The following is a 24,109-nucleotide window of genomic DNA, read 5'->3' as shown; positions in this document are numbered from 1 at the left end:
GGACCGACCTGTCTGTGCACAGCCAAGCCCAGCTCAGCGCCATCGCCCGCCAGCTCAACGAACGGCCCAGAAAGACCTTGCTCTATCGAACACCAGCAGAGACCTTCGCCGAGTGTGTTGCAGCGATCAGTTGAGCCCACCATCCGAACCGGTCATTCGAAGCGGTCCATTCCACGATCAAGGCGCGATCCGTCACGCGCCGACCACAATCTCGTCAATGGCGTTTTCGATGATTGCCTCGGCGTGCGCCAACCCCAATCCAGTGAAGGTCAGCGCCAGCAATTCGGCGGTCAATCGCTGACACTCAGCCAGTTCTCGCCGGCTCAGCACCGCCATCATCAGGACCTGGCAAAGGCCGATTACATAGAGAATGCCGGCCGTCTTGGCCCGGCCGGCGAACTGCCCAGCCGCAACGCCCTGGTCGATGTCGGCCCGCAAACCGGCGTTGATCGGGTGCTCACCGTCCGCCGCCCATTCGCGCCCGCGCAACATGATGTGCGCTCGCTTCGCGTCGCTGAGCGCGAACTGAACGAACACGCACATAGCCCGCGCCATTCGCACCGCCGGGTCGGTCACATTCGCGTTCACGGCGGTCACCCGCGCCTCAACGTGCGCGCGGATCTCCGCGGAAACTTCAGCCGCGAAGGCGTCCTTGTCCTGGAAGTGATTGAAAAAGCTTCCCTTCGCCACGCCAGCTGCATCAACAATGTCGTTCACGGCGATGGCGTCGATAGGCCGTTGAGCCAGCAATTTGGCGCCCGCCTCCAGCAACGCGGCCCGGGTTCTCAGGCGGCGCGGCTCCTGGCGGCTGGCTGTCTTGGCGATCATGGCAGGGGCTCGGAGTCGATGCGGGGTTGATCTTGATCGAATGCTAGTTCAAATATGACCAAATGGTCAAGTTAGGAGGGGCATCAGGTGAGCACCATTCGAGTTTCTGATATTTCCCATGTGCGCTTCACCGCGCCCGATCTGGAAGAGATGCGGGCCTTTCTTGTTGAGTTCGGACTGAAGCCGACGCTTTCGCCCGATGGCGTGCTCTACGCGCGGGGCGCCGGCGGCTCGCCGTTCGTGCATGCCACGGCGCAGGGAGCGCCGAGCTTCGCGGCTCTGGGGCTGAGGGCGGAAAGCATCTCGGACCTGGAGGTCCTCGCGAAGGCCGAGGATGTTGAGGTGGAGGCGCTCCATGCGCCGGGCGGCGGCCGTGTCGTGCGCCTGACTGACCCCGATGGTCGCCTCATTGAGGTTGTCGCTGGCCAAACGCCTCTAGATCCGCTGCCGCTGGAGGCCGAGACGCCGCGCAACTCCGCGGCCTCGGGCCGTCCGCGCCTGCGCGCTTCGGTCCGCCTGGCCGCCGGTCCGGCCACGGTGGTCCGGCTTGGCCATTGCGTGCTTGAGGTTTCCGACTTCCGGAAGGTCGAGGCCTGGTACAAGTCACGCTTCGGCTTCATCACCAGCGACGAGATTGAGATGGCGCCGGGTGTGGCAATCGGCGCCTTCCTGCGCTGCGACCAGGGCGACACGCCGACCGACCACCACACCCTGTTCCTGTTGCAGTCGCCCCGAGGACCCAGCTTCAATCACGCCGCCTTCGAGGTCGCGGACATGGACGACCTAATGCGCGGTCACGCTCACCTAAGGAGGGCAGGTCGCGAGGCGGCCTGGGGCGTCGGCCGGCACATCCTTGGCAGCCAGATCTTCGACTACTGGAAGGACCCCTGGGGCCACGAGCTGGAGCACTGGACAGATGGGGATTTGTTCACTGTGGCGGACGGCTCGCACAAGAAGACCATGGCAGATCTGTTGGGCGTCCAGTGGGGGCCGTCGCACCCGATGGTGGCCGGTGCTGTCGGAGGGCAGTCATGAAGATCGCATTCTACGACGATGGGTCGGGGCCGCGGACGGGGATCGTCACCGCCGAGCGGCTCACGCCAACAGGTCTGGCCGGCGGCATGGCCCAACTGATTGCTGCGTGGGATGACGTGCAGGCGGAACTTCGGCGACGCGAAGCCGCGGGGGACGGGGCGCCCCTCGCATCCGTACGCCTGCTGCCACCCGTGCCGCGGCCTGGCAAGGTCTTCGCGATCGGCCTGAACTACGCCGACCACATCGCTGAGAGTAAGATGGAGACGCCGCAGCACCAAGTCTGGTTCACCAAAGCTGTCACTTCGGTCAATGGCCCCTTTGATCCAGTGCAAATTTCCAGGATTTCGCAAACCGTCGACTACGAGGCGGAGCTTGTCGCCGTCATTGGCAAAGGCGGCAAGCATATCGGCCGCGACGAGGCCGCGGCGCGCATCTTCGGCTACTGTGTCGGCAACGACGTCACCGAGCGAATGTGGCAGCACCGCACGGCGCAATGGTCACTCGGCAAGTCCTTCGACACCCACGCCCCCATCGGGCCATGGATCACCACGAGCGACGAAATCGACCCTCACAACCTGGCGCTGAAATGCTTGGTGAACGGCGAGGAGCGGCAGTCCTCCAACACTCGGCACCTGGTATTCGACGTCTTTGACCAGGTGGCCCACCTGTCGCAGGCGATGACGCTTGAGCCCGGCGACCTGGTGTTCACGGGCACGCCCGGCGGCATCGGCGCCGCCATGACCCCGCGTCGGTTCCTCAAGCCCGGCGACGTCGTACGCTGCGAGATCGAGGGACTGGGCCACATCGAAAACCGCTTTGAGCCCGAGGCCTGAGCCATGGCGAAGTCCCATGACTGCGACGTGCTCATCGTTGGCGCCGGACCCGTGGGCGTGACTTTGGCGCTGCTTCTGGCGCGGGAGAGCGTCTCTGTGATCGTCGCCGACAAGGCGGCCGAGATCTATCCACTGCCCCGCGCCGCCCACATCGATCACGAGATCGTCCGTATCTTCCAATCGCTGGGCGTAGCCGATGAGATCATGGCCACGTCGCGCGCCGCCAACCGATACGATTTTCTCACGGCCGCCGGCGAAGTACTGATGCGCTTCGAAATGGACACGGCGCGCACTCCGTGCGGCTGGCCAGCGTCCAACATGATCCATCAGCCCTCAATCGAAGCCGCCCTCCGTCGACGCCTTGCAGACGCCGCCAACGCTAAGCTGAAAACGGAGTGGACCTTTGAGGGCTACGCAGCCTCCGAAAACGGCGTCACCGCGGAGTTTTCCACGCCGGAAGGTCCGCGTCGCCTCTCGGCGCGCTACTTGGTCGGATGCGATGGCGCCTCAAGCACCGTTCGCGGAGCCAGCGGCGCGAAGTTCCTCGACCTCAAGTTCGACGAACCCTGGCTGGTGATCGACGCCCTGGTGCATGACGCCCAGCGGCTGCCCGAAATCAACCTGCAAATCTGCGACCCGGAGCGGCCCACAACGTGCGTCCTGATGGGCCAAGGCCGCCATCGCTGGGAGTTCATGCTGAAGCCGGGAGAGACCGTCGAACAGGTGCTTGATGACAACTTCATTGAGGCTCTTCTGGCGCCCTGGAACGTCGATGGTGCCATCAGCTTGGAGCGTAAGGCGGTGTATCGTTTTCATGCCCTGGTGGCCGATCGCTGGCGGGCGGGCAGTGTGCTGCTGGCCGGAGACGCTGCCCACCAGATGCCGCCGTTCGCCGGTCAGGGCCTGTGCTCCGGTGTGCGCGACGCTGCGAACTTGGCCTGGAAACTCGCCGCCGTCCTGCGTGGGGAGGCGGGCGAGGCGCTCCTGGACACCTACCAGCCCGAGCGCGAGCCGCATGTGCGCGCCATAATCGACCTGGCGCTAGTTATGGGGCGCACGGTCTGCATCACCGATCCCATCGCCGCCGCCGAGCGCGACCGCACCATGTTGGCGCAGCGGGCGACTGGGCGGGGGCCAGGCGGCGCCGTCAGCTATCCGCCAATCGCAGTCGGTTGCGTTATGGCTGGCAGCGCTGCGGCCGGTGAACTTTTCCCGCAACCCTGGTCCGGCGACGCGTCACCGGAGCGGCTGGATGACGTGCTTGGAGCTGGCCCTTGGCTCATCACACGCAATTCTGTGGCGGCCGAACCGGTGGTGTCGGTCAGGTGCGTGGCCCTAACCGACACGGCTCTGGCCCCCTTCGCCGCCGATCTTGTTGGTTGGTTCGACCGCCGCGGCGTAGGCGAGGCCATCCTCGTTCGCTCGGACCGCTATGTCTTCGGAGCCGGCTCAGCCGACACTCTCCTGAAAGCATGGGCAAAAGCACAGGACTAATCGGAGCCCGTATCAATCGGGTATAATTCGGCGGTGGTGGTCTGCGCCCGCACGTCGGGGGCATAGGGGAACGTCTGCTTTCGGGCGCGGGGCTTCTGACCACTCTCCACCCTTCTCGGACCCTAAGCACGTCCGCTTCCCGCCCTCGAAGCCTTCGTCCAGAGTCGTGCAGTTACGGTGACACTGTATGAAATGGATCAGCTCTGGCGTCGGCTTGCTTGAGCCACGACTGTCCGAGTTCAGCAATTTCATACAGTGTCACCGTAATTTCGGTACGCCGGTACGGTCGGATTTCGATCTGCTCGGACAAGGCAAGGGCGTCATCGACCTCGATGCAGAGGTACCGAACCGTGCTCTCTAGCTCTCCATGACCCTGGAGAAGCTGGCAGGCGCGGAGATTACCGGCCTTCTTGTACAGCATGGCCACCTTGGTTCGGCGGAGGCTGTGCGTACCGTACGTGCGGGGCTCCAGCTCGATCATGGCGACCCACTCACCAACAAGCCTCGCGTACCGACACGTCGTAAGATGGTCGCGAGGACGCAAGCGACGGTCGGCCGTCTATTTGGCCACCGTCGCCCGCCAACGAACCACGAGAGCGTTCAAGTCGTTGGCCACCGCGCGGTTTTCGTATTGGAAGTGGGAACAAGCGACGTTCATGGCTAGGTGGTCAGGCGTATCCTCCCACTTTTCGATTCCCACCTGTTGGGCGACGGGCTCGCCTGACGCGCCGTAGGCGACGAGGCCGAGCTTGCGCGACCGGCGGCGACCGCACTCGTATTCATAGGCCGTGTCCAGACGGCTGAACGGGCTGCCGTCGCTACTCTTCTTCGGCGCTCTGGGGATGTAGACCACGACGCCGGAGGAGAACGAGGGCGTCGATCCGCGTCCCTTCGGCCGGCCAAGCAACATTAGGTGTTCCGGCGAGGCCGCCAGCAGATAGAAGTTATGTGTTCCGGCCGTCTGGGTCAGCACCAGCGCCGAAGTGGGCATGGGTTCAGGGCCGGGTGATTGGCCGACATAAGCCGCACAGGCCGACAGGGCGTCGCCCAGCTTCTCGGCGACCATTCCGGTGTTCGCGGCCTCGGCGCGCTTCATGCGCTCGGCCATTTCCGCGTCCGACTTGACCACTCCGCCCACAGCCTGATTGGCCTGCGCGTTCACTGCCGGCGCCACCCGATCGACAATCTCCAGGCGTCGGCGCAGCGGATGATCGACGGCGAAGCCTTCGCGCTGCTCTTGCGCCCGCACGGTCAGGAAAGCGCACCGAAGCAGGTGATCGACGCGTTCGCTCGGTGTCTCGGCGATCTGCGCCGAGGCCAGCTGCGCGATGATCGAAAGTGTACCAAGCATGTCGACGCCCCCGGTTCGTCAAACCCTACGGACCTTCAAATGGCTGAGCAACACCAGCGGCCCCTGGTTCCATTTGGGTCCGCGTCGCGAACGTGCCGTTGCCCAGCGTCGAAGTTCCAGCCCAAAACCGGACACTCCAAATGGCGACTAAGAGCCCATTGCGGCCAACTGCGTCCTCCGAGTTGATTGTCGACTGTCCGAGTTCAGCAATTTCATACAGTGTCACCGTAATTCGTGATCAACATGGCTAGGGGATGGGCCTACTCTGCGTGGGCGCTTAGGAATGCCGCCACGGCGCTCCAAACCTCTGCATCGTGACCGACCCACACGTGTCCGCCGGTCGGGTAGCTCACAAGCGTGCCGTGCTGGACCCGCTCGCTCGCGTACTTCGCGGCAGCGTAGGTCCCGTATAGGTCGTCCTCGAAGCTGACCGCGATGGTTGGCGCCGAAATGCGCTCGAGGGGGTAGGGCGGCGGTGCGCCAGCCCAAGTGGTGTCGTCGATCAGCCCCGCCGCTCGCCGGCTTACAGGCAGGATGTGCGCGAGGATTGCGGCGACGCGCTGTTGCTCGGCTGGCGGCGCGGCGGCGACCAACGCAGGATTGGTCGCGAGCAGAGCCTGCGTCATGCGGCCCGGCGCGAGCTTCGTCGCCGCCCAAAAGAGGAAGTCCGAATTGAGGAGGGAAAGGGCTATCGCTTCGCCGACGGGGCCGCCCATACCGCTCTCGTTCGGCTTCCGGTCGGGCGAATAGGCTGCTGGGACGAGGAGGACGAGGGCCCTGGTCTGCTCCGGATGCCGAAGCGCGAACTGCATAGCGGGGAGCGATCCTGCCGAACCGCCCGCCACGATGACCCTCCCCTCACCCAAGTGCGACACGAGCCAAGCAAGCGCATCGGCCTGGACTGCCGGGGAGGCGTTCCGGGGCCGTCCGCTCCTGAGGTAGCCGAATCGTGAGGGTGAGATGAGGCGGTAGCCGTGCTTCGCCAGCGGTTCCATCATGTCGAGCCCCTGGTCAAACCCGCCACCGGAGCCATGGATGGCGAGCACGGGGGGGCCTTGCCCAACGACAGCGTACTCGATGGGCCCGTAGGGGCTTTGGACGACCGTGCTGCGCCCCTCGACGCGCGCCTCGGCGGCCGCGATGTCCAGACGATAGGCCGCGAAAACCCCCACGCCCGCGAGCACGATGGCTGTCGCAAGGCCGGTGAGCGCCCATGTTCGGCGCCCTTTAAGGGAGCCGCGGACGGTCGGGCGTGGTGGGGCTGCAAGTGGTTCGTACACGGTCGGAGCTCCTCCCCCCCAGGTTAAGTCGCGGCGGAGAAGCAGCTTTGACGCCGATCAACAACGCAGTCTGACGCCGGACCATGGGCGGCGTTTGCTTCGAACCCTCAGAGAGGTCACAACCTTCGCTCCCCACCCTTCTCGGACCCTAAGCACGCCCGCGTCTCGCCCCCGCAGCCTTCGCCCCGAGCCGCGCTTGATCGCGGCGGGCTTCCGGAATGGACTTTCTGGGGGTAGCTTCGATAGGTAGAGGTAGCCGCCGCGCTCCGCGCGCCCTGCCGGGAGCCGCATGCCTCAAGATTTCTTCCGACACCCCGCGTGGCGAGGCTACCTGCTGGCCCTCCTCGCCTGGGGTGTGGCCTTCGCCTTGCGCTTGGGGCTGGCGCAATGGTTCCCGCCGGGCTTTCCCTACCTGACCTTCTTCCCGGCCGTGGTGCTGGTGGCCTACTATGCCGGCCTGCGACCCGCGATCCTGACCGCCACACTGTCTGGTCTGGCCGCCTGGTGGTTCTGGATCGGTCCGCCAGGCTTTGACATCGGCGTCGCCACCCTGGTCGCCCTGGGCTTTTACATCTTCGTCGCGGCGGTCGACATCTTCTTCATCGTCGGCATGGACGGCGCGTCGCGGCGGCTGTCCCACGAGGTCGAGCGCAACGCCGCCCTCGCGGAGAGCCGCGACATCCTGCTGCGGGAAGTGCAGCACCGGGTCTCCAACAATATCCAGGTGGTGAGCGCCCTGCTGAGCCTGGAAGCGCGCGCCTCGAACGATCCGGGCGCCCGCAAGGCCTTGGCCGACGCCTCTGCGCGCACCGCCCTGGTCGCCCAGATCCAGAGAAGCCTGGCTGACGCCGAGCGGCAGGCCACCGCCTTTGAGTCCCTGGCGCGCTCCATCGTCGATGACGCGCTCCAGGCGGCCGCCCGCGACGATGTCGCCGTCTCCATCTCCAGCGGCGCGGTGGTGCTGTCAGCCGAGGAAGCCACCCCGGTCGTCCTGATCATGCTGGAATGCGTGAACAACGCCCTGGAGCATGCCTTCCCGGATCGTCCCGGCGAGATCACGATCGAGCTGTCCGACGACGGTGCGGTTCGAACCCTGGTCATCGCCGACGACGGCGTGGGCGTCTCCGGAACGGCGACCGCCGAACCCGGGAGTCTGGGGCTCAGGATCATCACCGCCCTGACGCGACAATTGGGCGGTCAATGGTCGCTTCAGCCGGCCGACCCCGGCGCGAGCGCCCGGTTGTCCTGGCCAAGTCCCCCCGCGTCGCGCCAGACCTGACACGCCAGCCGCTGCGGGTCGTCCCGCGGAGCAGGGTCGGATAAGGGGTTCTCGCAGGCGAACCCCTTCACGTCATCCCGGCCGCAGCGAAGCGGAGAGCCGGGATCCAGGGGCGGTGCGCTGGGCTCCTGGGTCCCGGATCGGCCTGGCGGCCGTCCGGGATGACGGGAGGGGTTGTGCGGCGAGCGGAGGCTGACCCCTCCCCCGCAAGCTAAGCCTCGCCCTTCCTCGGCAGGGCCAGCAGCCGCAAGGCGATCGCCGAGCCGATCAGGGCGATGAACATAGTGAGCGCCATGGGCCGCGCGGTGCCGTCGTGCAGGACGCCGGTGAGGCCCGAGGCCAGGGCGCCGACGCCGAAGGAGGTGCCGCCCATCAAGGCCGAGACCGAGCCCGCCCGGCGAGTGTCGACGTTCAGGGCGCCGGCCATGGTGTTGCCCTGCATGAAGCCGTAGGTCCCCAGCAGGATGAAGAGCATGGGCAGGACCGTCCACGGCCCGCCGATCCCGGTGACGGCGGCGATGGCCAGCAGGGCCCCGGCGGCGACGGAGGCCAGGCTTGCGCGGCTAAGCACCTCATCGGGGGTCGCCCGGCGCAAGGCGTAGCGGTTGATCTGGCTCGATCCGATGACGGCGGCGGCGTTCAGGCCGAAAAGCCACGGGAACTGGGTGGGCGTGGCGCCATAGGTCCCCATCAGCAGCGCCGGCGAGGCGGAGATGTAGGTGAACAGGGTCGCCCCATTCAAGGCTCCCGCCAAGCAGTACCCTATCAGCCGCCGCTGCTTCAGCAGGGCCATGTAGGCGCCGAAGGGGCTCTCCGACATCGCCTGGGCCAGGGTCTCGGCCGAGCGCGACTCCTTCATCCGCCACAGGGATGCGCCGCCGACCACCAGGCCGAAGGCGGCCAGGAACCAGAAGTTCAGCCGCCAGCCGCCGGCCACCAACAGGGCGGCTCCCAGCAGGGGCGCCAGGATGGGCGCCAGGCCCATGATCAGGGTCATGAGCGACAGCATCCGCGCCGTCTCGGTGTGGTTGAAGCGGTCTCGGACCACGGCGCGGGCCACCACGCCGCCGGCGCAGCCGCCCAAGGCCTGGATGAACCGCGCGCCGATCAGCATCTCCGGGGACGACGCCAGGGCGCAGGCGATGGAGGCCAGGATGTAGATGGCCACCCCCACCACAATGGGCGGACGGCGGCCAAAGCGGTCGGAGGCTGGTCCATAGATGAACTGGCCGATGGCCATGCCGGCGAAGAAGGCCGCCAGCGTTCCCTGGGTCTGGGCCGGGCTGGCGCCAAGATCCGCCCCGATAGCCGGCAGGCTGGAAAGATACATGTCGATGGACATCGGCGCGAAGGCCGTCAGCGATCCCAGCAGGATCACCAAGCCCCAAGGGGTCTTCTCCGGGACGTATCGCGCGGGAGGATCGCTCATGGTCCGGTTCTAGCGCGGTTCGGCCGGGTGGGAAGGCTTGCCTTTCCCGACCGGAAGGCCTGCATCATAGGAAGGAACGCACAAGGAACCGCCCATGTCCGCCGCCCTCGCCCGACAGATGCCGCCCGTCCAGCACGCCGCCGTCAACGGTATCGACATGGCCTATTACGAGGTCGGGCCGCGCGGCCAGGGCACGCCGATCATCTTCTGTCATGGGTTCCCGGAACTGGCCTTTTCCTGGCGCCACCAGCTGGCCGCCTGCGAGGCCGCCGGTCGCTGGGCGATCGCGCCCGACCAGCGCGGCTACGGCCTGACCTCGCGCCCCGAGGCGGTCACCGACTACGACATGGAGCATTTGACCGGCGACCTGGTGGGGCTGATGGACCACCTGAAGATCCACAAGGCGGTGTTCTGCGGCCACGACTGGGGCGGCATCATCGTCTGGCAGATGCCGCTGATGCACCCCGACCGCTGCGCCGGCGTCATCGGCCTCAACACCCCCTTCATGCGCAGGTCGCCCTTCGATCCCATCGCCGCCATGCGCATGGCGTTCGGCGAGGACATGTACATCGTCTGGTTCCAGAAGCCGGGCGTCGCTGACGCGGTCCTCGGCGCCGACGTCGACAAGACCCTGCGCTTCTTCATGCGCAAGCCCGCGTCAGGCGACGCCATGGACGCCGGGGCCGGCCTGGACATGTCGACCCCGGCCGCCGAGGGCCAGTCGACCTTCGCCTTCGGCGACCTGCTGGACGCCTGGGACAAGTCCGACACCGCCAACCAGCTGCTGAGCCCCGAGGAACTGGCCGCCTTCGTGGAGACCTTCGAGGTCACGGGGTTCACCGGCGGCGTCAACTGGTACCGCAATTTCACCCGCAACTGGGAGCGGTCGGCCGACCTGCCGACCCGCGTCGACGGCATCCCCTGCCTGATGATCATGGCCGAGAAGGACGTGGTGCTCTCGCCCGCCATGGCCGAAGGCATGGAAGATGTGATCGGTGACTTAGAGAAGGTGCTGGTGAAGGATTCCGGTCACTGGACGCAGCAAGAAAAGCCCAAAGAGGTCAATGACCTCATCCTCGGCTGGATGGATCGCCGCTTCCCGCGTTAGATAGGGATGATGGAACGCAACACCCCGCCGCCCGCCCTCTCCTCCTCCACGAACCGGCGCGGCCTGTTCCCGGAGAGCGAGCCCTTCACCTATGGGTGGATGCCCACCGGCGGCGAGCACGAGATCTTCTACGAGGTGTGCGGCAATCCGGAGGGCAAGCCCTGCGTGATCCTGCACGGCGGCCCCGGCGGGGCGATCAATCCGACCATGCGGCGGTTCTTCAACCCGTCGAAGTGGAAGATGGTGCTGTTCGACCAGCGCGGCTGCGGCAAGTCGCGGCCCAACGCCAGCCTGGACGACAACACCACCTGGTCGCTGATCGACGACATCGAGCGCCTGCGAATCCATCTGGGCGTCGAGAAGTGGACCGTGTTCGGCGGGTCCTGGGGCTCAACCCTGGCGCTCGCCTACGCCATCACCCATCCGCAGCGGGTCGAGGCGCTCGTCCTGCGCGGCGTCTTCCTGCTGACCCAGCGGGAGCTGCGCTGGTTCTACCAGGACGGGGCGAGCTTCCTGTTCCCCGACGCCTGGCAGAAGTTCGTGGCCCCGATCCCGGAGGCCGAGCGCGGAGACATGGTCACCGCCTATCACCGCCGCCTGACCCACACAGACCGCCGCGTCCAGGCCGAGGCCGCCGCGGCCTGGAGCCAGTGGGAGGGCGACACCATCTCCATCCGCGGTCCGGAGGCGAGGCCCTCGAAGTTCAACGAGATCGACTTCGCCATCGCGTTTGCACGGATCGAATGTCACTTCTTCGCCAACAAGGGCTTCTTCAGCGAGGACGGCTGGATCCTGAAGAACATCGGCAAGATCCGCGGCATTCCCGGCTGGATCGTCCAGGGCCGCTTCGACGTGGTCACGCCGATGGAAAGCGCCTGGACCCTCAAGACGGCCTGGCCCGAGGCCCGCTTCGAAGTGGTCTGGGACGCCGGCCACGCCTCGACTGAGCCCGGCATCGTCGATGGCCTGGTGCGGGCGACAGACCAGGCCTTCTCGGTTTAGAGGAAGCTGCCCTTGCCGCTGGTCACTTCCGAGTAGCGGTGGACGCGAACGGCCTGGACCAGGCCAAAGCCGATCATGACGGTGGCCATGACGGTGCCGCCATAGGACAGCATCGGCATGGGCACGCCCACCACCGGCGCCAGCCCCATCACCATGCCCCCATTGATCATCACATAGAGGGCGAAGGTGGCGGTCACCCCCGCCGTCGCCAGGCGACCGAAGTGGGAGTGGGCCAGGGCCGCGGTGCGCAGGGCCATGAAGATCACCACGGCGTACAGGAACAGCACCGAGAAACAGCCCACGAAGCCGAACTCCTCGGCCAGGGTCGCGAAGATGAAGTCGGTCTGCTTTTCCGGCAGGAAGTTGAGCTGGCTCTGGGACCCCAGGCCATAGCCCTTGCCAAGGAAGCCGCCGGAGCCGAGCGCGATCTTCGATTGCAGGATGTGATAGCCGGAACCCGACGGGTCGCTCTCAGGGTCCAGGAAGGTGAAGATGCGTTTGCGCTGGTACTCGTGCAGCACGAACATCACCATCGGCGGCACCGATATGACCGCCGCCCCGAGGCCCGTGGCGATCACGCGCCAGTCGAGGCCCGCCAGCACCACCACCGCCACACCGGTCATCAGGATCAGCATCGCGGTGCCCAAGTCGGGCTGGTGCGCCACCAGCACGACAGGCGCGGCGATCATCAGGACCGGCACCAGCAGCCACCAGGAGAAGCGCGCGTCGTCGGCCGAGATCGAATGGTAGAAGCGCGCCAGGCCCAGCACGATCCCGAGCTTCATCACCTCCGACGGCTGGAAGCTGCCCAGGGGCCCCAGGTCGAGCCACCGCTGCGCGCCCATGCGCGTGTCGCCGACCGCCTCCACCAGGACCAGCAGCACGAGGCCGACCCCATAGAGGGGGTAGGCGATGGCGAACCAGACCCGCAGGTCCACCATGGCCAGGACCACCATCACCACGAAGAGGACGCCGAAGCGGAACAGGTGCGCGCCTGCCCAGGGCTCCCAGGACGAGCCAGCGATGGAGAACATCATCAAGGCGCCGGCCCCGGCGATCAGGCACAGGGCGAAGGAGAACAGCCAGTCGATTTCACTGAACTTGACCACCAGCCGGTCGCGTTCGCCCGGGCGGGTCAGGGCGCTGACGGTCATACGGCGCCTCCAGACGGGGGGGTGGCCAGCGGCGGCGCGCCGGGCACGGGCGCGCCTGGCGCGGCGCCCTCGGCAAGTCCATCGGGGGTGAGCTCGGGCATGGGCAGGGGTTTCTCGATCCGGGCGCGGATCTCGGGGTCCTTCAGCAGGGCGACGCGCATCACCTCGCGGGCACGCGGTGCGCCGGCCGTGGCCCCGCCCAGGCCGCCATGCTCGACGATGACCGACAGCGCATAGCGCGGCGCGTCATAGGGGGCGAAGGCGACGAACAGGTTGTGGTCCTTCAGCTTCCACTGGACGCTGGCGGAGTTGCGGTCGGCCACGCCGTCATAGCTGCGTACCTGGGCGGTGCCGGTCTTGCCGGCCATCATTACGTCCCCCAGGCCAAGCTGGCTCTGGCGATAGGCGGTGCCGGTGACGTCGTTGGCCACGGCGATCATCGCGCCGCGCACATAGTCGATGTGCGCCTGCTGGAAGGGCAGGTCGGGCACCGCGGCTCCGCTGGGCAACTCCTTGCCGCCGATCGAGCGGACCAGGCGCGGGTTCAGGGCCTTGCGACCGTTGGCCAGGCGCGCGGTCATCACCGCCAGTTGCAGGGCGTTGACGTTCACATAGCCCTGGCCAATGCCGTAGCTGACGGAGTCGCCGGGCTGCCACACAGGCTCACGCTTCACCGCCTTCCGCTTCCACTCCTTGGAGCCCACGATCCCCTTCTTCTGCCCCGGAATTCCCAGGTCGAAGGTCTGACCGAAGCCGAGGGCGTGGGCCGCGCGCGCGATGGGATCAGGCCCGATCCGCAGGGCCGTCTGGTAGAAGTAGACGTCGCAGGAGTTCTTGATGGCGTCGTGCATGTTCTGGGAGCCGTGCCCCCCAGGCTTCCAGCACCGCCAGGTCCGACCGCCGAAGTACCAGCCCCCCGAGCAATGGATGCGCACCTCCGGATTGATGCCGGCCTCGAGGGCGGCCAGGGCCACCGTCGGCTTGAAGGTCGAACCGGGCGGGTAGAGGCCCGACATCGCCTTGTCCAGCAGGGGCTTGCGCTCGTAGTTGGCCAGGGCCTGGTATTCGGGCCGGGTCATGCCGCGCACGAAGCGGTTGGCGTCGAAGCTGGGCGCCGAGGCCATGCACAGCACGTCGCCGGTCCGGCAATCGAGCATGACCACCGCCCCGCTCTCGTCGCCCATCACCTCCAGCGCCCGGGTCTGGATGTCGGCGTCGAGGGAGAGCTGGATCTCGGCGCCGGGGGTGGCGGGGATATCGCCTTCGGAGTCCTGGCGAACCTCACGGCCGTTGGCGTCGACCTCGACCTTCTGGGCGCCGGGCCGGCCGCGCAGGCGCAGGTCGAAGGCCTTCTCCACCCCCTGGCGTCCGATCCGGAAGCCGGGGTGCAGCATGATGGCTTCGGAATTCGGGCCCGTGGGCTGGATATCTTCGCGATTCACCTTGGCCACGTAGCCGATCACGTGGGCGAAGGCCCCGCCGTGCGGATAGACCCGGACCTCGCCCATGTCGGCGGTGACGCCGGGCAATTCGGGCGCGCGCACATTGATGGCCGAGAACTGCTCCCAGCTCATGTCTTCCATCACCGACACCGGCGAGCGCTTCGGGGCGCGGATCAGGTCCTTGGTCAGGCGGGCCTGGCGCTCGGCGTCCAGGGGCACGAAGTGGGCGAGGGTTTTCACCGTGCCCTCGGGATCCATCTTGCCGTCCTTGGCCACCAGCAGGCGGAAGTTCGGGCGGTTCGAGGCCAAGATCACCCCGTTGCGGTCGACGATCAGCCCCCGCGGCGGCGGCACCAGCCGGAAGTTGAACTGGTTGGAGGCCGACATCTTCTCATAGCGCTGGGCCTCCACGAGCTGGAGGTGGGCCAGGCGGCCGGTGAGCGCCAGCAGGCCCAGGCCCGACAGGCCGCCCATGAGGAAGGCTCGGCGGTGGAAGACCCCCTGCCGCTCATTGACCTCGGTAAAGAAGATAGAGGGCTCGCTCATGCGCCCGATGTCCTAACGGAACCGCACATCGGCGTCTTCGAACCTGTCGATGAGCCTGTGGGCGAAGGGATAGAGCAGGATTGTGGCAAGGAATTGCCAGGCCACCGCGATCAGGCTGGGCGAAGCCCGGGCGTCCAGCCGGGTGAACAGGAACCCAGCCAGGCTGGCGATGGCGCAGGCGGCGGCGAACCAGGCCCACATCATCGGCCGGCTCTGGCCCACCATCCAGTTGCGGGAGAGCAGGACGACGCCATAGGCGGTCAGCAGCGACAGCGCCCAGAGTCCCACCGGCGACCCCCAGAAGATGTCGAGGATCAGCCCCATCAGCAGGACGCCGAAGGGCGCCATGATGGAGGGCCGGATCACCGCCCAGGCGAAGGCCGGGACCATGCAGAACACCGGCTCAGGCAGCTGCAGGCCGAAGACCCGCAGGGGGATGCCGAACAGCAGGGTCCAGCCCAGGCATTGCAGCATGGGAAAGCCAAGCCAGCGCCACGGATCCAGAGGACGGGCGGCCGAGAGACTCAAAATGGCACCTCCGCCGGTGCGATCGCCGTAGGGGCCGGCGTCACGGCGGCCGGCGGCGGCGGCGGGGCCGGCTTGACCGCGGGCTTCGGTTTTGGCGGCGCGGGTTTCGGCGTCGTCGGCCTGGCCGGGGCGGGCTTCGGAGGCGTGACCGTGGTGGCCGTGAATGTGGTCGGCGGCTTGGCCGGGAGCGCGCCAGGCGTCGGAGGCGCGCCAACCCCTTCGACAGGTCCGGAGGGCGGCGGCGGCGGCATCTTGTCCAGCTCCTCCTTCTGGGCCTTCTCAAGCTGCGAGAAGTCCTGGAAGAGCAGGATCCGGACGAAGTCGATGGGCGCGGCGTCTGACGCCAGGATCACCCGCCAGCGACCGTCCAGCCCCTTGACGGCCACCCCCACCGGCAGGCCGCGCGGCAGCACGCCGCCGTCGCCGGAGGTCAGCACCCGGTCGCCCTGCTTCACCGGTTCCTTGCCGCGCAGGTACTCCAGCTTCGGATTGGGGCCGCCGTCACCGGTCAGGATGGCGCGCGCATTGGTGCGGTCGATCATCACCGGGGTGCGCGAGGCGATATCGGTGAGCAGAAGGATGCGGCTGGCGCCCCGGGTCACCCCGATGATCCGGCCGACGAGCCCGCTCTCGCTCATCACCGGATTGCCCGGTTGAATGTTCTTCTCGATGCCCGCATTGGCCAGGCGTGTGTTGGCGAAGGGGCCCCGGCTGTCGCTCACCGTCCGGGCGGCGACCATCGGGATCGGCGGCTCGGTCTTCAGGCCGAGCAGCGACTTGTAGCGATCATTGGTGTCGCGCAGCGCAATGGCCACATCGCGCCACTGGCGGGCTTCCTTGAGCTCGGCCTTGAGCTTGCGGTTCTCGGAGACCGCGAACAGGTAGTCGCGGATGTTCTCCATGCCCAGGCCCGTCCAGCGGCCGGGCGCCGCGAGCGCGCCGCTGACGGGCGCGGCGACCGCGTCCCCCACCTGGCGGGTGACGCCATAGGCTTCGGACTGGAAGGTCTCGCGGCGGTCGGACATCAGCAGGGCGACGGCGACGACGACAGCCACGATCAGGGCCACCGCGGCTGTCCAGGCCAACGGCACCTTCAGTTCGCCAAACGGACTTTCTCGAAAAGCCACCTAGCCGCCCGTCCTCAGGGTGACGGGACGCCCCGTTTCCCCACGCCGATTTGCAAGTATTACGCCAGCGTCGATTCGAGCACGCCCTTCATCCACTTGGGATGTTCGAGCACCTTGCCGCAGCCCAGCGCCACGCAGGACAGCGGGTCGTCGGCCACCGTCACCGGCAGGCCGGTGTGATCGCGAATCTCGGCGTCCAGGCCGCGCAGCAGGGCGCCGCCGCCGGTCAGCATGATGCCCTTGTCGGCGATGTCGGAAGCCAGTTCCGGCGGTGTGGCTTCGAGGGCCATCTTCACCGCCTCGACGATCTGACCCACCGGCTCGGCCAGGGAGTCCGACGCCTGCTTCTCGCTGATGCGCACTTCGCGCGGCACGCCCTGCATCAGGTCACGGCCCTTGACCTCGATGGACAGGCCCTCGCCGTCGGCCGGAGCCCGGGCGGTGCCGATCTCCTTCTTGATGCGCTCGGCGGTGGTCTCGCCGATCAGCAGGTTATGGTTGCGGCGCATGTAGCTGATGATCGCCTCGTCCATCTTGTCGCCGCCGACGCGGACCGAACGCGAATAGACGATGCCCGACAGGGACAGCACGGCCACCTCGGTGGTGCCCCCGCCGATGTCGACGACCATGGAGCCGGTCGGCTCATGGATCGGCAGGCCGGCGCCGATGGCCGCGGCCATGGGTTCGTCGATCAGGCCCACGCGGCGTCCGCCGGCGTTGAGGCAGCTGTCATTGATGGCGCGGCGTTCCACTGCGGTGGCGCCGGACGGCACGCAGACGATGACCTTGGGGTTCACGAAGCCCTTGCGGTTGTGAACCTTGCGAATGAAGTACTTGATCATCTCCTCGGCGACTTCGAAGTCGGCGATGACCCCGTCGCGCATGGGGCGGATGGCCTCCATGTGGCCGGGCGTGCGGCCCAGCATCTGCTTAGCCTCTATGCCCACGGCATGGACGATCTTGCGGCCGCCGACATTGCGCAACGCCACCACCGAGGGCTCGTTCAGCACGATGCCCTTGCCCTTCATGTAGATGAGGGTGTTGGCGGTGCCGAGGTCGATGGCGATATCGTTGGAGATGGCGCCGAAGAGGGACGAGATCATGCAGAGCCCTGGAGGGTGGGAGACGGTGACTGCGGGTCTGCGAAGACTTGAGACGCTTCACTCAAGCGACCTGACGAATCAAGCCGCCCAGCGCTTCAGCCTCCGCTTGCAGGACCCCATGCGTGTGCCCTGCCAATGGGTTGATTTCAAGGCTTAATGACAGCCGCAGCTAAACCGCGTCACCACGCCACCCGCACACGTTCTGGTGAAGCCGCCCAATCGATGATGGCGGGGCGAACACCGATCGGGCGCCCGGCGCTGACGGGCTGAGTGAGCGTTCAAGATGGCTGGCCTGTGTCGCTTCGGAGTGACAGCTTCGCGGGCGCGCGGGGACTAGAACCCTCGTCCACTGAAGCTTGCGGCCGAAGGGCGCTCACATGTCCGGTCAGGCGGTCCTCGGGGTCGAGAAGGCGCGGTTCCTTTACGGGGCCAGCAAGGTCTTCGAGGGGGTGAGCCTGCAGCTTGATGCGGCGCGGACCGCCCTGGTGGGGGAGAACGGCGCGGGCAAGTCGACGCTGCTCAAATGCCTGCTGGGTGAGTTGGAGCTGGACGAGGGCCAGATCATCAAGTCCCGCGGCCTGAAGATCGGCTACGTGCCTCAGGACGTGCCGCCGGGCCTTTCCGAAAAGACCGTGCGCGAGGTGCTGGAAAGCGCCCTGCCCCTCGCCGACGGCAGCGAGGACTGGAAGGTCGATGTCCTGCTGGACGAGATCGGGGTCAGTTACGAGACCGCGCAGCAGGCCTTCGGCTCCCTCAGCGGCGGCTGGCAACGGCTGATGCTGATCGCCGCGGCGGCCAAGCTGGCCGAACCCGACCTGCTGATCCTCGACGAACCGACCAACCACCTGGACCTCTCCAACATCAACACCCTGGAGAGCTGGCTGGCCGACGACGACCGTCTGCCCATGCTGATCGTCAGCCACGACCGGGAGTTCCTGGAGCGGACCACCACGCGGACCATCTTCCTGCGCTCGGACGGGGCCCATTCCTTCAGCGTCCCCTTCAGCCGCGCCCGCGAACAGCTCCTGCACCGCGACGCCGCCGACGCCGTCCGCCGGCAACTGGAGGGGAAGGAAATTGAGCGGCTGGAGAAGGTCGCCGCCCGCTACCGGGTCTGGGGCGTGAAGAACGACGCCTTCCACAAGCGCGCCAAGGCCACCGAAAAGCGCATCGACCGCATCGAGACCGAGCGCACCGAGAGCTATGTCGCTCGCGAGCGCCGGCTGGAGCTGCATGACGGCGAGATCGACGCCAAGGTCGCCCTGCGGGTCCACGGCCACACGGTCACCGTGCCCGACGGCAGCCGCAAGCTGTTCACCATCGAGCGGCTGAACGTTGCCGCCGGCGACCGCATCGCCATCCTCGGCGTCAACGGGGCTGGCAAGTCGATGCTGCTCAATGCGCTCGCCCGCGCGTACGACCCGGACCAGGAACACTATGACGGCCAGGCGCCGGTGCGGTTCAACCCGCAGGCCCGCCTGGTCTATTTCGATCAGAAGATGGCCGAGCTGCCCCTGAGGACCAGCCTGCTGGACTACCTGACCGCCGCCGATGGGGCGACGACCAAGGACGCCAACGCCCTGCTGGCCAAGGCGGGCTTTCCCTATCACCGCATCAAGGGGCCGATCGCCGACCTCAGCCACGGGGAGCGGGCGCGCCTGACCTTCCTGAAGATGCAGCTGGCCAAGCCCAACCTCTACCTGCTGGACGAACCCACCAACCACCTGGACATTGAGGGCCAGGAGGCGCTGGAGGCCCAGCTTGAGGCCTCCGACGTCGCCTGCCTGTTCGTCTCCCACGACCGCTACTTCACCCGGGCGGCGGCCACCCGGTTCGTCGAGATCCGGCGTGGCAAGCTGATCGAGGTCGAGGGGCCGGACGCGTTCTTCGAGGCGCAGTAGTCAGCGGCGCGCCAGCACCACGAACCCGTGCTTCCTGAACACCGCCCGAGCCTCGGGCCCGCTGAGGAACTTCAGGAACGCGGCCGCCCGCGGGTTACGTCCGCCAGCCACCAGGGCGGCCGGATAGACGATGCGCGGATGGCTGGCCTCGGGGAACAGGCCGACGATCTTCACCCGGGGCTCGGCCTTGGCGTCGGTGTCGTAGACGATCCCATAGGGGCTCTCGCCGCGCGCCACGAACTGCAGGGCGGCGCGGACGTTCTCGGCCTGGGCAAGCTTGCCCGAGACGCTGTTCCAGACACCCAGGCTCGTCAGGGAGGCCTTGGCGTAACGGCCCGCGGGGACATCCGGTCCGGCGACGGCGAGCCGGCCGCCCCCCAGGGCCTTGGCCAACGGCATGCCACGGGCGACTTTCAGGCTCGTTTTGGCGTCCGCCGGTGCGATCAGAGCCAGGCGGCTGGTCAGCAGGCTTCGCCGGCTGGAGGGCACGATCAAGCCCTTGCCGGCCAGGTAGTCCATCCAGTCGCTGTCGGCGGAGATACAGATGTCGGCCGGCGCCCCCTGCTCGATCTGGCGGGCGATGGCAGGGGAGCCGGCATAGGAGAACCGCGCCGCGCCGCCGGTCCTGGCGGCATAGGCGACCCCCACCTCGTCCAGGGCGTTCTTCAGCGAGGCCGCGGCGAACACGGTCACCGGCTTGTCGGCGGCGAGCGCAGAGGGGCCGGCAAGCATCCAGGCCCCGGCGGTGATGATGGCGATCCGGCGGGTAGGCTTCACGAAAATCCTTGAATCAACTCTCGGCGCGCCCCGCTCGCCCCTCAGCCATATAGCTTGGACGAGCCCTTCAGGAACCGCAGATACTGCAGCATCCGGGCGACTTCACGGCCGCTCCGGGGATCGCTCAGCACCACCTCCCACCAGAGGTTCTCAGTCTTCGGGCTCTCGCTGAGCGCCAGGATCCGGGCGTGGGAGCTGTACTCGGTGTCGGCCAGCAGCGGGCCGTCGATATATTCGATCTCGATGGCGCCGTAGAGCCCCACCGCAGGGCCGTCCAGGTCGAGGCGCTGGCGCTGGACGCTGCAGAACAGCTGCACGCAGGCCGAAGGCGGCAGGACGCTGCCCGCGAACCGCTCGTCCTTGCCCTCATAGACGGGCAGGGGCTCTGTGATGGTGTCGAGGCGCTTGGTGGCGGAGGCCGAGACAATGACGTCCTCCCCCATGGGCGCCAGCTTGAGCTTGCCGAGGATCCGCAGGGTCTCGGCGCCCACGATCCCCTGGCCCTCGAGCCGCTGGCGGACCTCGCTCTGCAGGTCGGGCCCGCCGCAGGAGCCGGTCCCCTCGCCCACGATGTCGCCGGCCTCGTTCTCCATCCAGAGCCGTGCGCGCGCCTCGCCAGGCTGAGCGAACACCCGCACCGCCTCGTTGTCGACGGTGGCGTGCTTGAAGGTCAGGGACAGGGTCCCCCTGCGGAACCAGTCCGGCCCATAGAGTTCCAAGAGCGCCGGTACGAACTGATCCATATGGACCGACCCGGCCACCGTCCCGCCCCGGAACCCCAGCTTGGAGGCGGTGGCGTCGTCGTGGATCGAGCCCTTAATCTCCTGGGCGAGGTTTCGCGGGCGGCGGAATTCGCCGGAGATTTCAACGGACTCGGCGGCCTGGTTCATGTTTCACCCCCGAAAGTGGGCCGCTCTTCGGCGGCGCCTGACGCTAGGTTAGCTCTCGACGACCCGATCCACCAGCACCGGAGCGACATAGCCGTCCTCCAGGGTCTTCAACGGATGCGACGCCGTCACGTGGCCCATGAAGGGAGGCCAGATGTCGTAGCCCAGCAGTCGCTGCAGGCGCGGCGACATGGTCTTCACAAGCTCCTGCGGCACGCCGAGGAAGAAGTTCTCCTGGGTCCGCCCCCAGGGCTCGCAATACTGGTTGGTGAAGGCCTGGCGCGGCGCCTTGCTACGGTTGGCCCCGCCCCGGTGCAGCAGGGTGGCCTGGAAGACGATGGCGGCGCCGGCCGGCATGACCATGGGCTTCAACAGGCCCGGCAGATCCGACGGCTTCAGCGCCGCCACCTCTTCGTCGCGCCACAGGTGGCTGCCGGGGATCACCTCGGTGCAGCCGTTCTCGGTGGTGAAGGCGTCCACCGCCGCGATCAGGCTCATCGAGGCGGGCGGGCGTGGCCGTTTCAGGCGGTAGAAGCCGTCATCGGTATGCACCGCCTGCGCCGTCTCCCCCGGATAGATGCAGATCGCCTGGCTGGCCGAGAGCAGGTAGCCCGGCTGCAGGAAGCGGTCCAGCAGGGCCAGCACCCGCGCGTCCTCGGTCACCCGCTCGAACACCTTGCCCCGCGCCACCAGGGTGTAGACCCGCTCGGTGGCGAAACCCTCGAAGTCGTTGCGGCCCCGGTGCTGTTCCATGTGGGGCGCCAGACCCCGGCGGATGGACGCCAGGGTGTCTGCGTCACAGAAGTCCTCGATCACCGTGTAGCCGTCGCGGTGCAGGGCCTCTGTATGGGCGTCGAGGTCGAAGATCATGGCGTGTTCCCTCCCCGCTCTGTCGGCGGATGGCCCAGCATAGCGCGGCTTACCCCAGGGCTGTCATCACCACACCGATGGCCGTCGCCGTGCCTCCGGCGATCTGGACGAGGGTCAGCTTCTCCTTGAACAGCCTGCGCCCCGCCGCCGCCGCGATCGGCCCCTCGATCACGCCTATGGCGCGCACCTGGCCGGCTGGAGCCAGGGCCAGGGCCGAGAACCAGCAGGCCGAGGCCGCGGTGCCGAAGAACCCCGCCCCCAGCGACTGCTTCCACGATCCCAGCACCGACCGCAGCGCCTGAGGCCGGGTGACGGCCAGGATGGCGCTGAGCACGATGGACTGCAGGGTCTGGGCGACGCAAAGGGCCGCCGTCGCCGAATAGATCGGATGGTCGGGGTCCAGCGCCATACCGGCCTGGCGGTAGCCGTTCAGCGCCACGGCGAAGGCGACGCCCGACGCCAGGCCAAACAGCGAGCCGCTCAGGGCGCCGGCCATCGCCTCGTCTCCGCGCGGCCAGGACAGGACCAGCAGGCCGACGGTTGTAGCCGCCAGCCCGGCCCACTGAACCGCGCTCATTTGGTCGCCGAACAGAACAAAGCCCATGATGGCGGCGATCGGCAGCGACGCCTGCTGCATGAAGGTCGCCACCGCGAACCCGGAGTGGCGCATGGCCATCAGCAGGGCCGCGGTGGCGCACACCTGGGCGATGGCGCCGGCGGTCACGGCGATGAGGAAGCGCGCCGACAGATGCGGGTCCGCGTCTGGGGTCAGGAAGGCTGCCACGGCGAAGATCAGCAGCGAGAACGGCAGGCCAAACAGGAAGCGCACGAGAGTCGCGCCCCAGGGCCCGGCGTCCCCAACCAACCCGCGTTGCAGCGCATTGCGCGCCACCTGCAGCGGCGCGGCCGCCGCCGTCAGCAATATCCAGAGCATGTCGCAGACCCCCGCTCACCCCCGTCGCGGACCAGGGCTATCGCATATGACCGAGCATTGAGAAGAGGAAGGCGTCATCCCATCCGGCCCGCTTGATTTTGGTCTTGATGGATCCCTTGGCGGGGTGCTGTCGGATGATGTTGAGGGCGAGCTTTCGGATGAGGGCGAGGTTCTGAGGGGCGTTGTCCTTTCGGCTGCGGACGCGGTCTTCATCGAAGGCGACGTCGAGCACCCAGTGGAGCTGGTTCTCGATGGTCCAGTGGGTTCTGGCGACCGCCAGCATCCGCTCGGCTGAGAGCTGCGTGGAGAGCAGGTACCAGCGCACGATCACAGGCTCGGGTTCTCCTGCGGACTTGCGGTAGGTCTCGACGCGGGCGACGGCGGCCAGGCCTGGGAAGTCCATGCCCTGGGCGGCCACGACGATGGCGGTGCGGCCCTCGACCCGGTCATGCGCCTTGGTGGGGCCGTTGATCGCTTCGGTGGCGGGATCGGCGGCCTCGATCAGGGCTTGGGCCTTGGCCAGCAGCTTCGGGTGGTTGGCCTTCAGGGCCAGGGCGTAGTCGGCGCCGGCGTCGAGGATCGCCTGGGCGGTGTCGGCCCGGCAGTGCAGCGCGTCGGCGGTGACGATACAGCCGTCGAGCCGCAGTAGCGCCAAGGCCTGCTGAGCGCCCAGGACTTCGTTGCGGCCTGGCGCCAGGCGCTGACCGATCACCAGTCGGGCCTCCGCCGCCCAGACGTTGACCAGATGCAGCGGCGTGGCCTTGCGTCCACGGTCGTAAGCCCCCCGCAACGCCTTGCCATCAATCGCCACCACGCCCCGCAGCGCGCCGGCGAAGGCGGCGGTGAACTTCGCGAACGCCGCCTCGAAGGGCTCCGGCTGCAACAGTCGGAACACCCGGCTGAAGGTGTCGTGGCTCGGCGGACCATGCGCCAGCTTCACAACCTCGCGCAGAACCCCGAGCTTGGCCTCGGCGAACTCGGCCATGTCGGTGCAATCTTCCGCCCCGCACAGCACCGCCGCCAGGGCCACGAACATCAGCTCCAGAAGATCGTGCCGAGCGTTACCGGCACGAGGGTCTGACACGGCCCCAAAGTAGTCAGAAAACGTCCCCACAACCCCGTCTCCAAACACCAAGGAGACATCTGCAGAATCCGCTTCGACCTAAGATTTCGACTCCAACGCCATATGCGATTCCCCTGC

Annotated in this window: 21 protein-coding genes and 2 pseudogenes; 8 read left to right on the top strand and 15 right to left on the bottom strand. The window is 67.4% G+C overall.

Annotation, left to right across the window (positions count from 1 at the left end; translation table 11 throughout):
* Positions 1-134 (top strand): annotated as a pseudogene (locus tag Q8N10_RS18500) (IS30 family transposase); the annotation flags it as partial.
* 58 nt (positions 135-192) lie between these two features.
* Here Q8N10_RS18500 and Q8N10_RS18495 read toward each other — a convergent pair.
* On the bottom strand, positions 193-828 hold the full coding sequence (locus Q8N10_RS18495; protein WP_304780230.1) for a TetR/AcrR family transcriptional regulator: 636 nt from the start codon (positions 826-828) through the stop codon (positions 193-195).
* Positions 829-915: 87 nt separating this feature from the next.
* Between Q8N10_RS18495 and Q8N10_RS18490 the strand changes: the two genes are divergently transcribed.
* Genes Q8N10_RS18490 through Q8N10_RS18480 form a run of 3 tightly spaced genes read left to right on the top strand, consistent with a single transcriptional unit; the run spans position 916 to position 4,190 of the window.
* Positions 916-1,863 (top strand): VOC family protein, encoded by a 948-nt coding sequence (locus Q8N10_RS18490; protein ID WP_304780227.1) that lies wholly within the window; start codon positions 916-918, stop codon positions 1,861-1,863.
* Entirely contained in the window at positions 1,860-2,696 is an 837-nt protein-coding gene (locus Q8N10_RS18485) for a fumarylacetoacetate hydrolase family protein (protein ID WP_304780224.1), read from the top strand. Before Q8N10_RS18490 ends, Q8N10_RS18485 begins: the two co-directional genes overlap by 4 nt.
* Positions 2,697-2,699: 3 nt before the next feature.
* Entirely contained in the window at positions 2,700-4,190 is a 1,491-nt protein-coding gene (locus Q8N10_RS18480) for a bifunctional 3-(3-hydroxy-phenyl)propionate/3-hydroxycinnamic acid hydroxylase (protein WP_304780221.1), read from the top strand.
* 289 nt (positions 4,191-4,479) lie between these two features.
* Here Q8N10_RS18480 and Q8N10_RS18475 read toward each other — a convergent pair.
* The 3 genes and pseudogenes from Q8N10_RS18475 to Q8N10_RS18465 form a co-directional block, all read right to left on the bottom strand.
* Positions 4,480-4,737: pseudogene (locus Q8N10_RS18475) on the bottom strand (integrase); the annotation flags it as partial.
* Positions 4,738-4,749: 12 nt separating this feature from the next.
* Complete coding sequence (locus tag Q8N10_RS18470) at positions 4,750-5,541, bottom strand: hypothetical protein (protein WP_304780218.1); 792 nt, start codon at positions 5,539-5,541, stop codon at positions 4,750-4,752.
* Between the two features lie 260 nt (positions 5,542-5,801).
* Positions 5,802-6,821, bottom strand: coding sequence for an alpha/beta fold hydrolase (locus Q8N10_RS18465; RefSeq protein WP_304780209.1), 1,020 nt, complete (start codon positions 6,819-6,821; stop codon positions 5,802-5,804).
* 289 nt (positions 6,822-7,110) lie between these two features.
* Between Q8N10_RS18465 and Q8N10_RS18460 the strand changes: the two genes are divergently transcribed.
* The gene (locus tag Q8N10_RS18460; RefSeq protein ID WP_304780206.1) at positions 7,111-8,100 is read left to right on the top strand and encodes a sensor histidine kinase; all 990 of its coding nucleotides are present in this window, start codon (positions 7,111-7,113) and stop codon (positions 8,098-8,100) included.
* Between the two features lie 211 nt (positions 8,101-8,311).
* Here the strand turns inward: Q8N10_RS18460 and Q8N10_RS18455 are convergent, their stop codons facing one another.
* Complete coding sequence (locus Q8N10_RS18455; protein ID WP_304780204.1) at positions 8,312-9,529, bottom strand: multidrug effflux MFS transporter; 1,218 nt, start codon at positions 9,527-9,529, stop codon at positions 8,312-8,314.
* Between the two features lie 94 nt (positions 9,530-9,623).
* On the opposite strand from Q8N10_RS18455, the gene Q8N10_RS18450 reads away from it, so the two are divergent.
* Positions 9,624-10,637 carry an alpha/beta fold hydrolase gene (locus tag Q8N10_RS18450; protein WP_304780202.1) on the top strand — a complete coding sequence of 338 codons (1,014 nt, stop codon included), beginning with the start codon at positions 9,624-9,626 and terminating at the stop codon, positions 10,635-10,637.
* Positions 10,638-10,646: 9 nt separating this feature from the next.
* Positions 10,647-11,639, top strand: a complete 993-nt coding sequence (gene pip, locus Q8N10_RS18445; protein ID WP_304780199.1) for a prolyl aminopeptidase — start codon at positions 10,647-10,649, stop codon at positions 11,637-11,639.
* On the opposite strand, the gene rodA is transcribed toward pip, so the two are convergent.
* From rodA to Q8N10_RS18420, 5 genes are read right to left on the bottom strand one after another with little or no spacing between them, the layout of a single operon-like run.
* On the bottom strand, positions 11,636-12,793 hold the full coding sequence (gene rodA, locus Q8N10_RS18440; RefSeq protein ID WP_304780196.1) for a rod shape-determining protein RodA: 1,158 nt from the start codon (positions 12,791-12,793) through the stop codon (positions 11,636-11,638). The genes pip and rodA overlap by 4 nt on opposite strands.
* Positions 12,790-14,781, bottom strand: a complete 1,992-nt coding sequence (mrdA, locus tag Q8N10_RS18435) for a penicillin-binding protein 2 (protein WP_304780193.1) — start codon at positions 14,779-14,781, stop codon at positions 12,790-12,792. Before mrdA ends, rodA begins: the two co-directional genes overlap by 4 nt.
* 12 nt (positions 14,782-14,793) lie before the next feature.
* The gene (locus Q8N10_RS18430; protein WP_304780190.1) at positions 14,794-15,309 is read right to left on the bottom strand and encodes a hypothetical protein; all 516 of its coding nucleotides are present in this window, start codon (positions 15,307-15,309) and stop codon (positions 14,794-14,796) included.
* On the bottom strand, positions 15,306-16,436 hold the full coding sequence (mreC, locus tag Q8N10_RS18425; protein ID WP_304780188.1) for a rod shape-determining protein MreC: 1,131 nt from the start codon (positions 16,434-16,436) through the stop codon (positions 15,306-15,308). The genes Q8N10_RS18430 and mreC overlap by 4 nt, the downstream gene beginning before the upstream one ends.
* A gap of 59 nt (positions 16,437-16,495) precedes the next feature.
* Positions 16,496-17,539 carry a rod shape-determining protein gene (locus Q8N10_RS18420; protein WP_215341221.1) on the bottom strand — a complete coding sequence of 348 codons (1,044 nt, stop codon included), beginning with the start codon at positions 17,537-17,539 and terminating at the stop codon, positions 16,496-16,498.
* Positions 17,540-17,916: 377 nt separating this feature from the next.
* Here Q8N10_RS18420 and Q8N10_RS18415 point away from each other — a divergent pair, with 377 nt between their 5' ends.
* Positions 17,917-19,440, top strand: a complete 1,524-nt coding sequence (locus Q8N10_RS18415; protein ID WP_304780185.1) for an ABC-F family ATP-binding cassette domain-containing protein — start codon at positions 17,917-17,919, stop codon at positions 19,438-19,440.
* Here the strand turns inward: Q8N10_RS18415 and modA are convergent, their stop codons facing one another.
* Genes modA through Q8N10_RS18390 form a run of 5 tightly spaced genes read right to left on the bottom strand, consistent with a single transcriptional unit; the run spans position 19,441 to position 24,022 of the window.
* Positions 19,441-20,217: a molybdate ABC transporter substrate-binding protein gene (modA, locus tag Q8N10_RS18410; RefSeq protein ID WP_304780183.1), complete on the bottom strand. Its 777-nt coding sequence runs from the start codon at positions 20,215-20,217 to the stop codon at positions 19,441-19,443. It lies immediately after the preceding gene.
* A gap of 41 nt (positions 20,218-20,258) precedes the next feature.
* A complete protein-coding gene (locus Q8N10_RS18405; RefSeq protein WP_304780180.1) occupies positions 20,259-21,107 on the bottom strand; it encodes a hypothetical protein in 849 nt (282 codons plus the stop codon).
* A 48-nt stretch (positions 21,108-21,155) separates the two neighbouring features.
* A complete protein-coding gene (locus Q8N10_RS18400) occupies positions 21,156-21,974 on the bottom strand; it encodes a phytanoyl-CoA dioxygenase family protein (protein WP_304780178.1) in 819 nt (272 codons plus the stop codon).
* Positions 21,975-22,023: 49 nt separating this feature from the next.
* On the bottom strand, positions 22,024-22,908 hold the full coding sequence (locus tag Q8N10_RS18395; protein WP_304780177.1) for a DMT family transporter: 885 nt from the start codon (positions 22,906-22,908) through the stop codon (positions 22,024-22,026).
* 37 nt (positions 22,909-22,945) lie between these two features.
* Positions 22,946-24,022, bottom strand: a complete 1,077-nt coding sequence (locus Q8N10_RS18390) for an ISAs1 family transposase (protein WP_304780174.1) — start codon at positions 24,020-24,022, stop codon at positions 22,946-22,948.
* Positions 24,023-24,109: the final 87 nt, after the last annotated feature.

It is taken from the genome of Phenylobacterium sp., assembly GCF_030693625.1.
Classification (GTDB): Bacteria; Pseudomonadota; Alphaproteobacteria; order Caulobacterales; family Caulobacteraceae; genus Phenylobacterium; species Phenylobacterium ferrooxidans.
The sequence above is the reverse complement of the archived record's forward strand: the minus strand, read 5'-3'. Positions and strand labels throughout refer to the sequence as shown.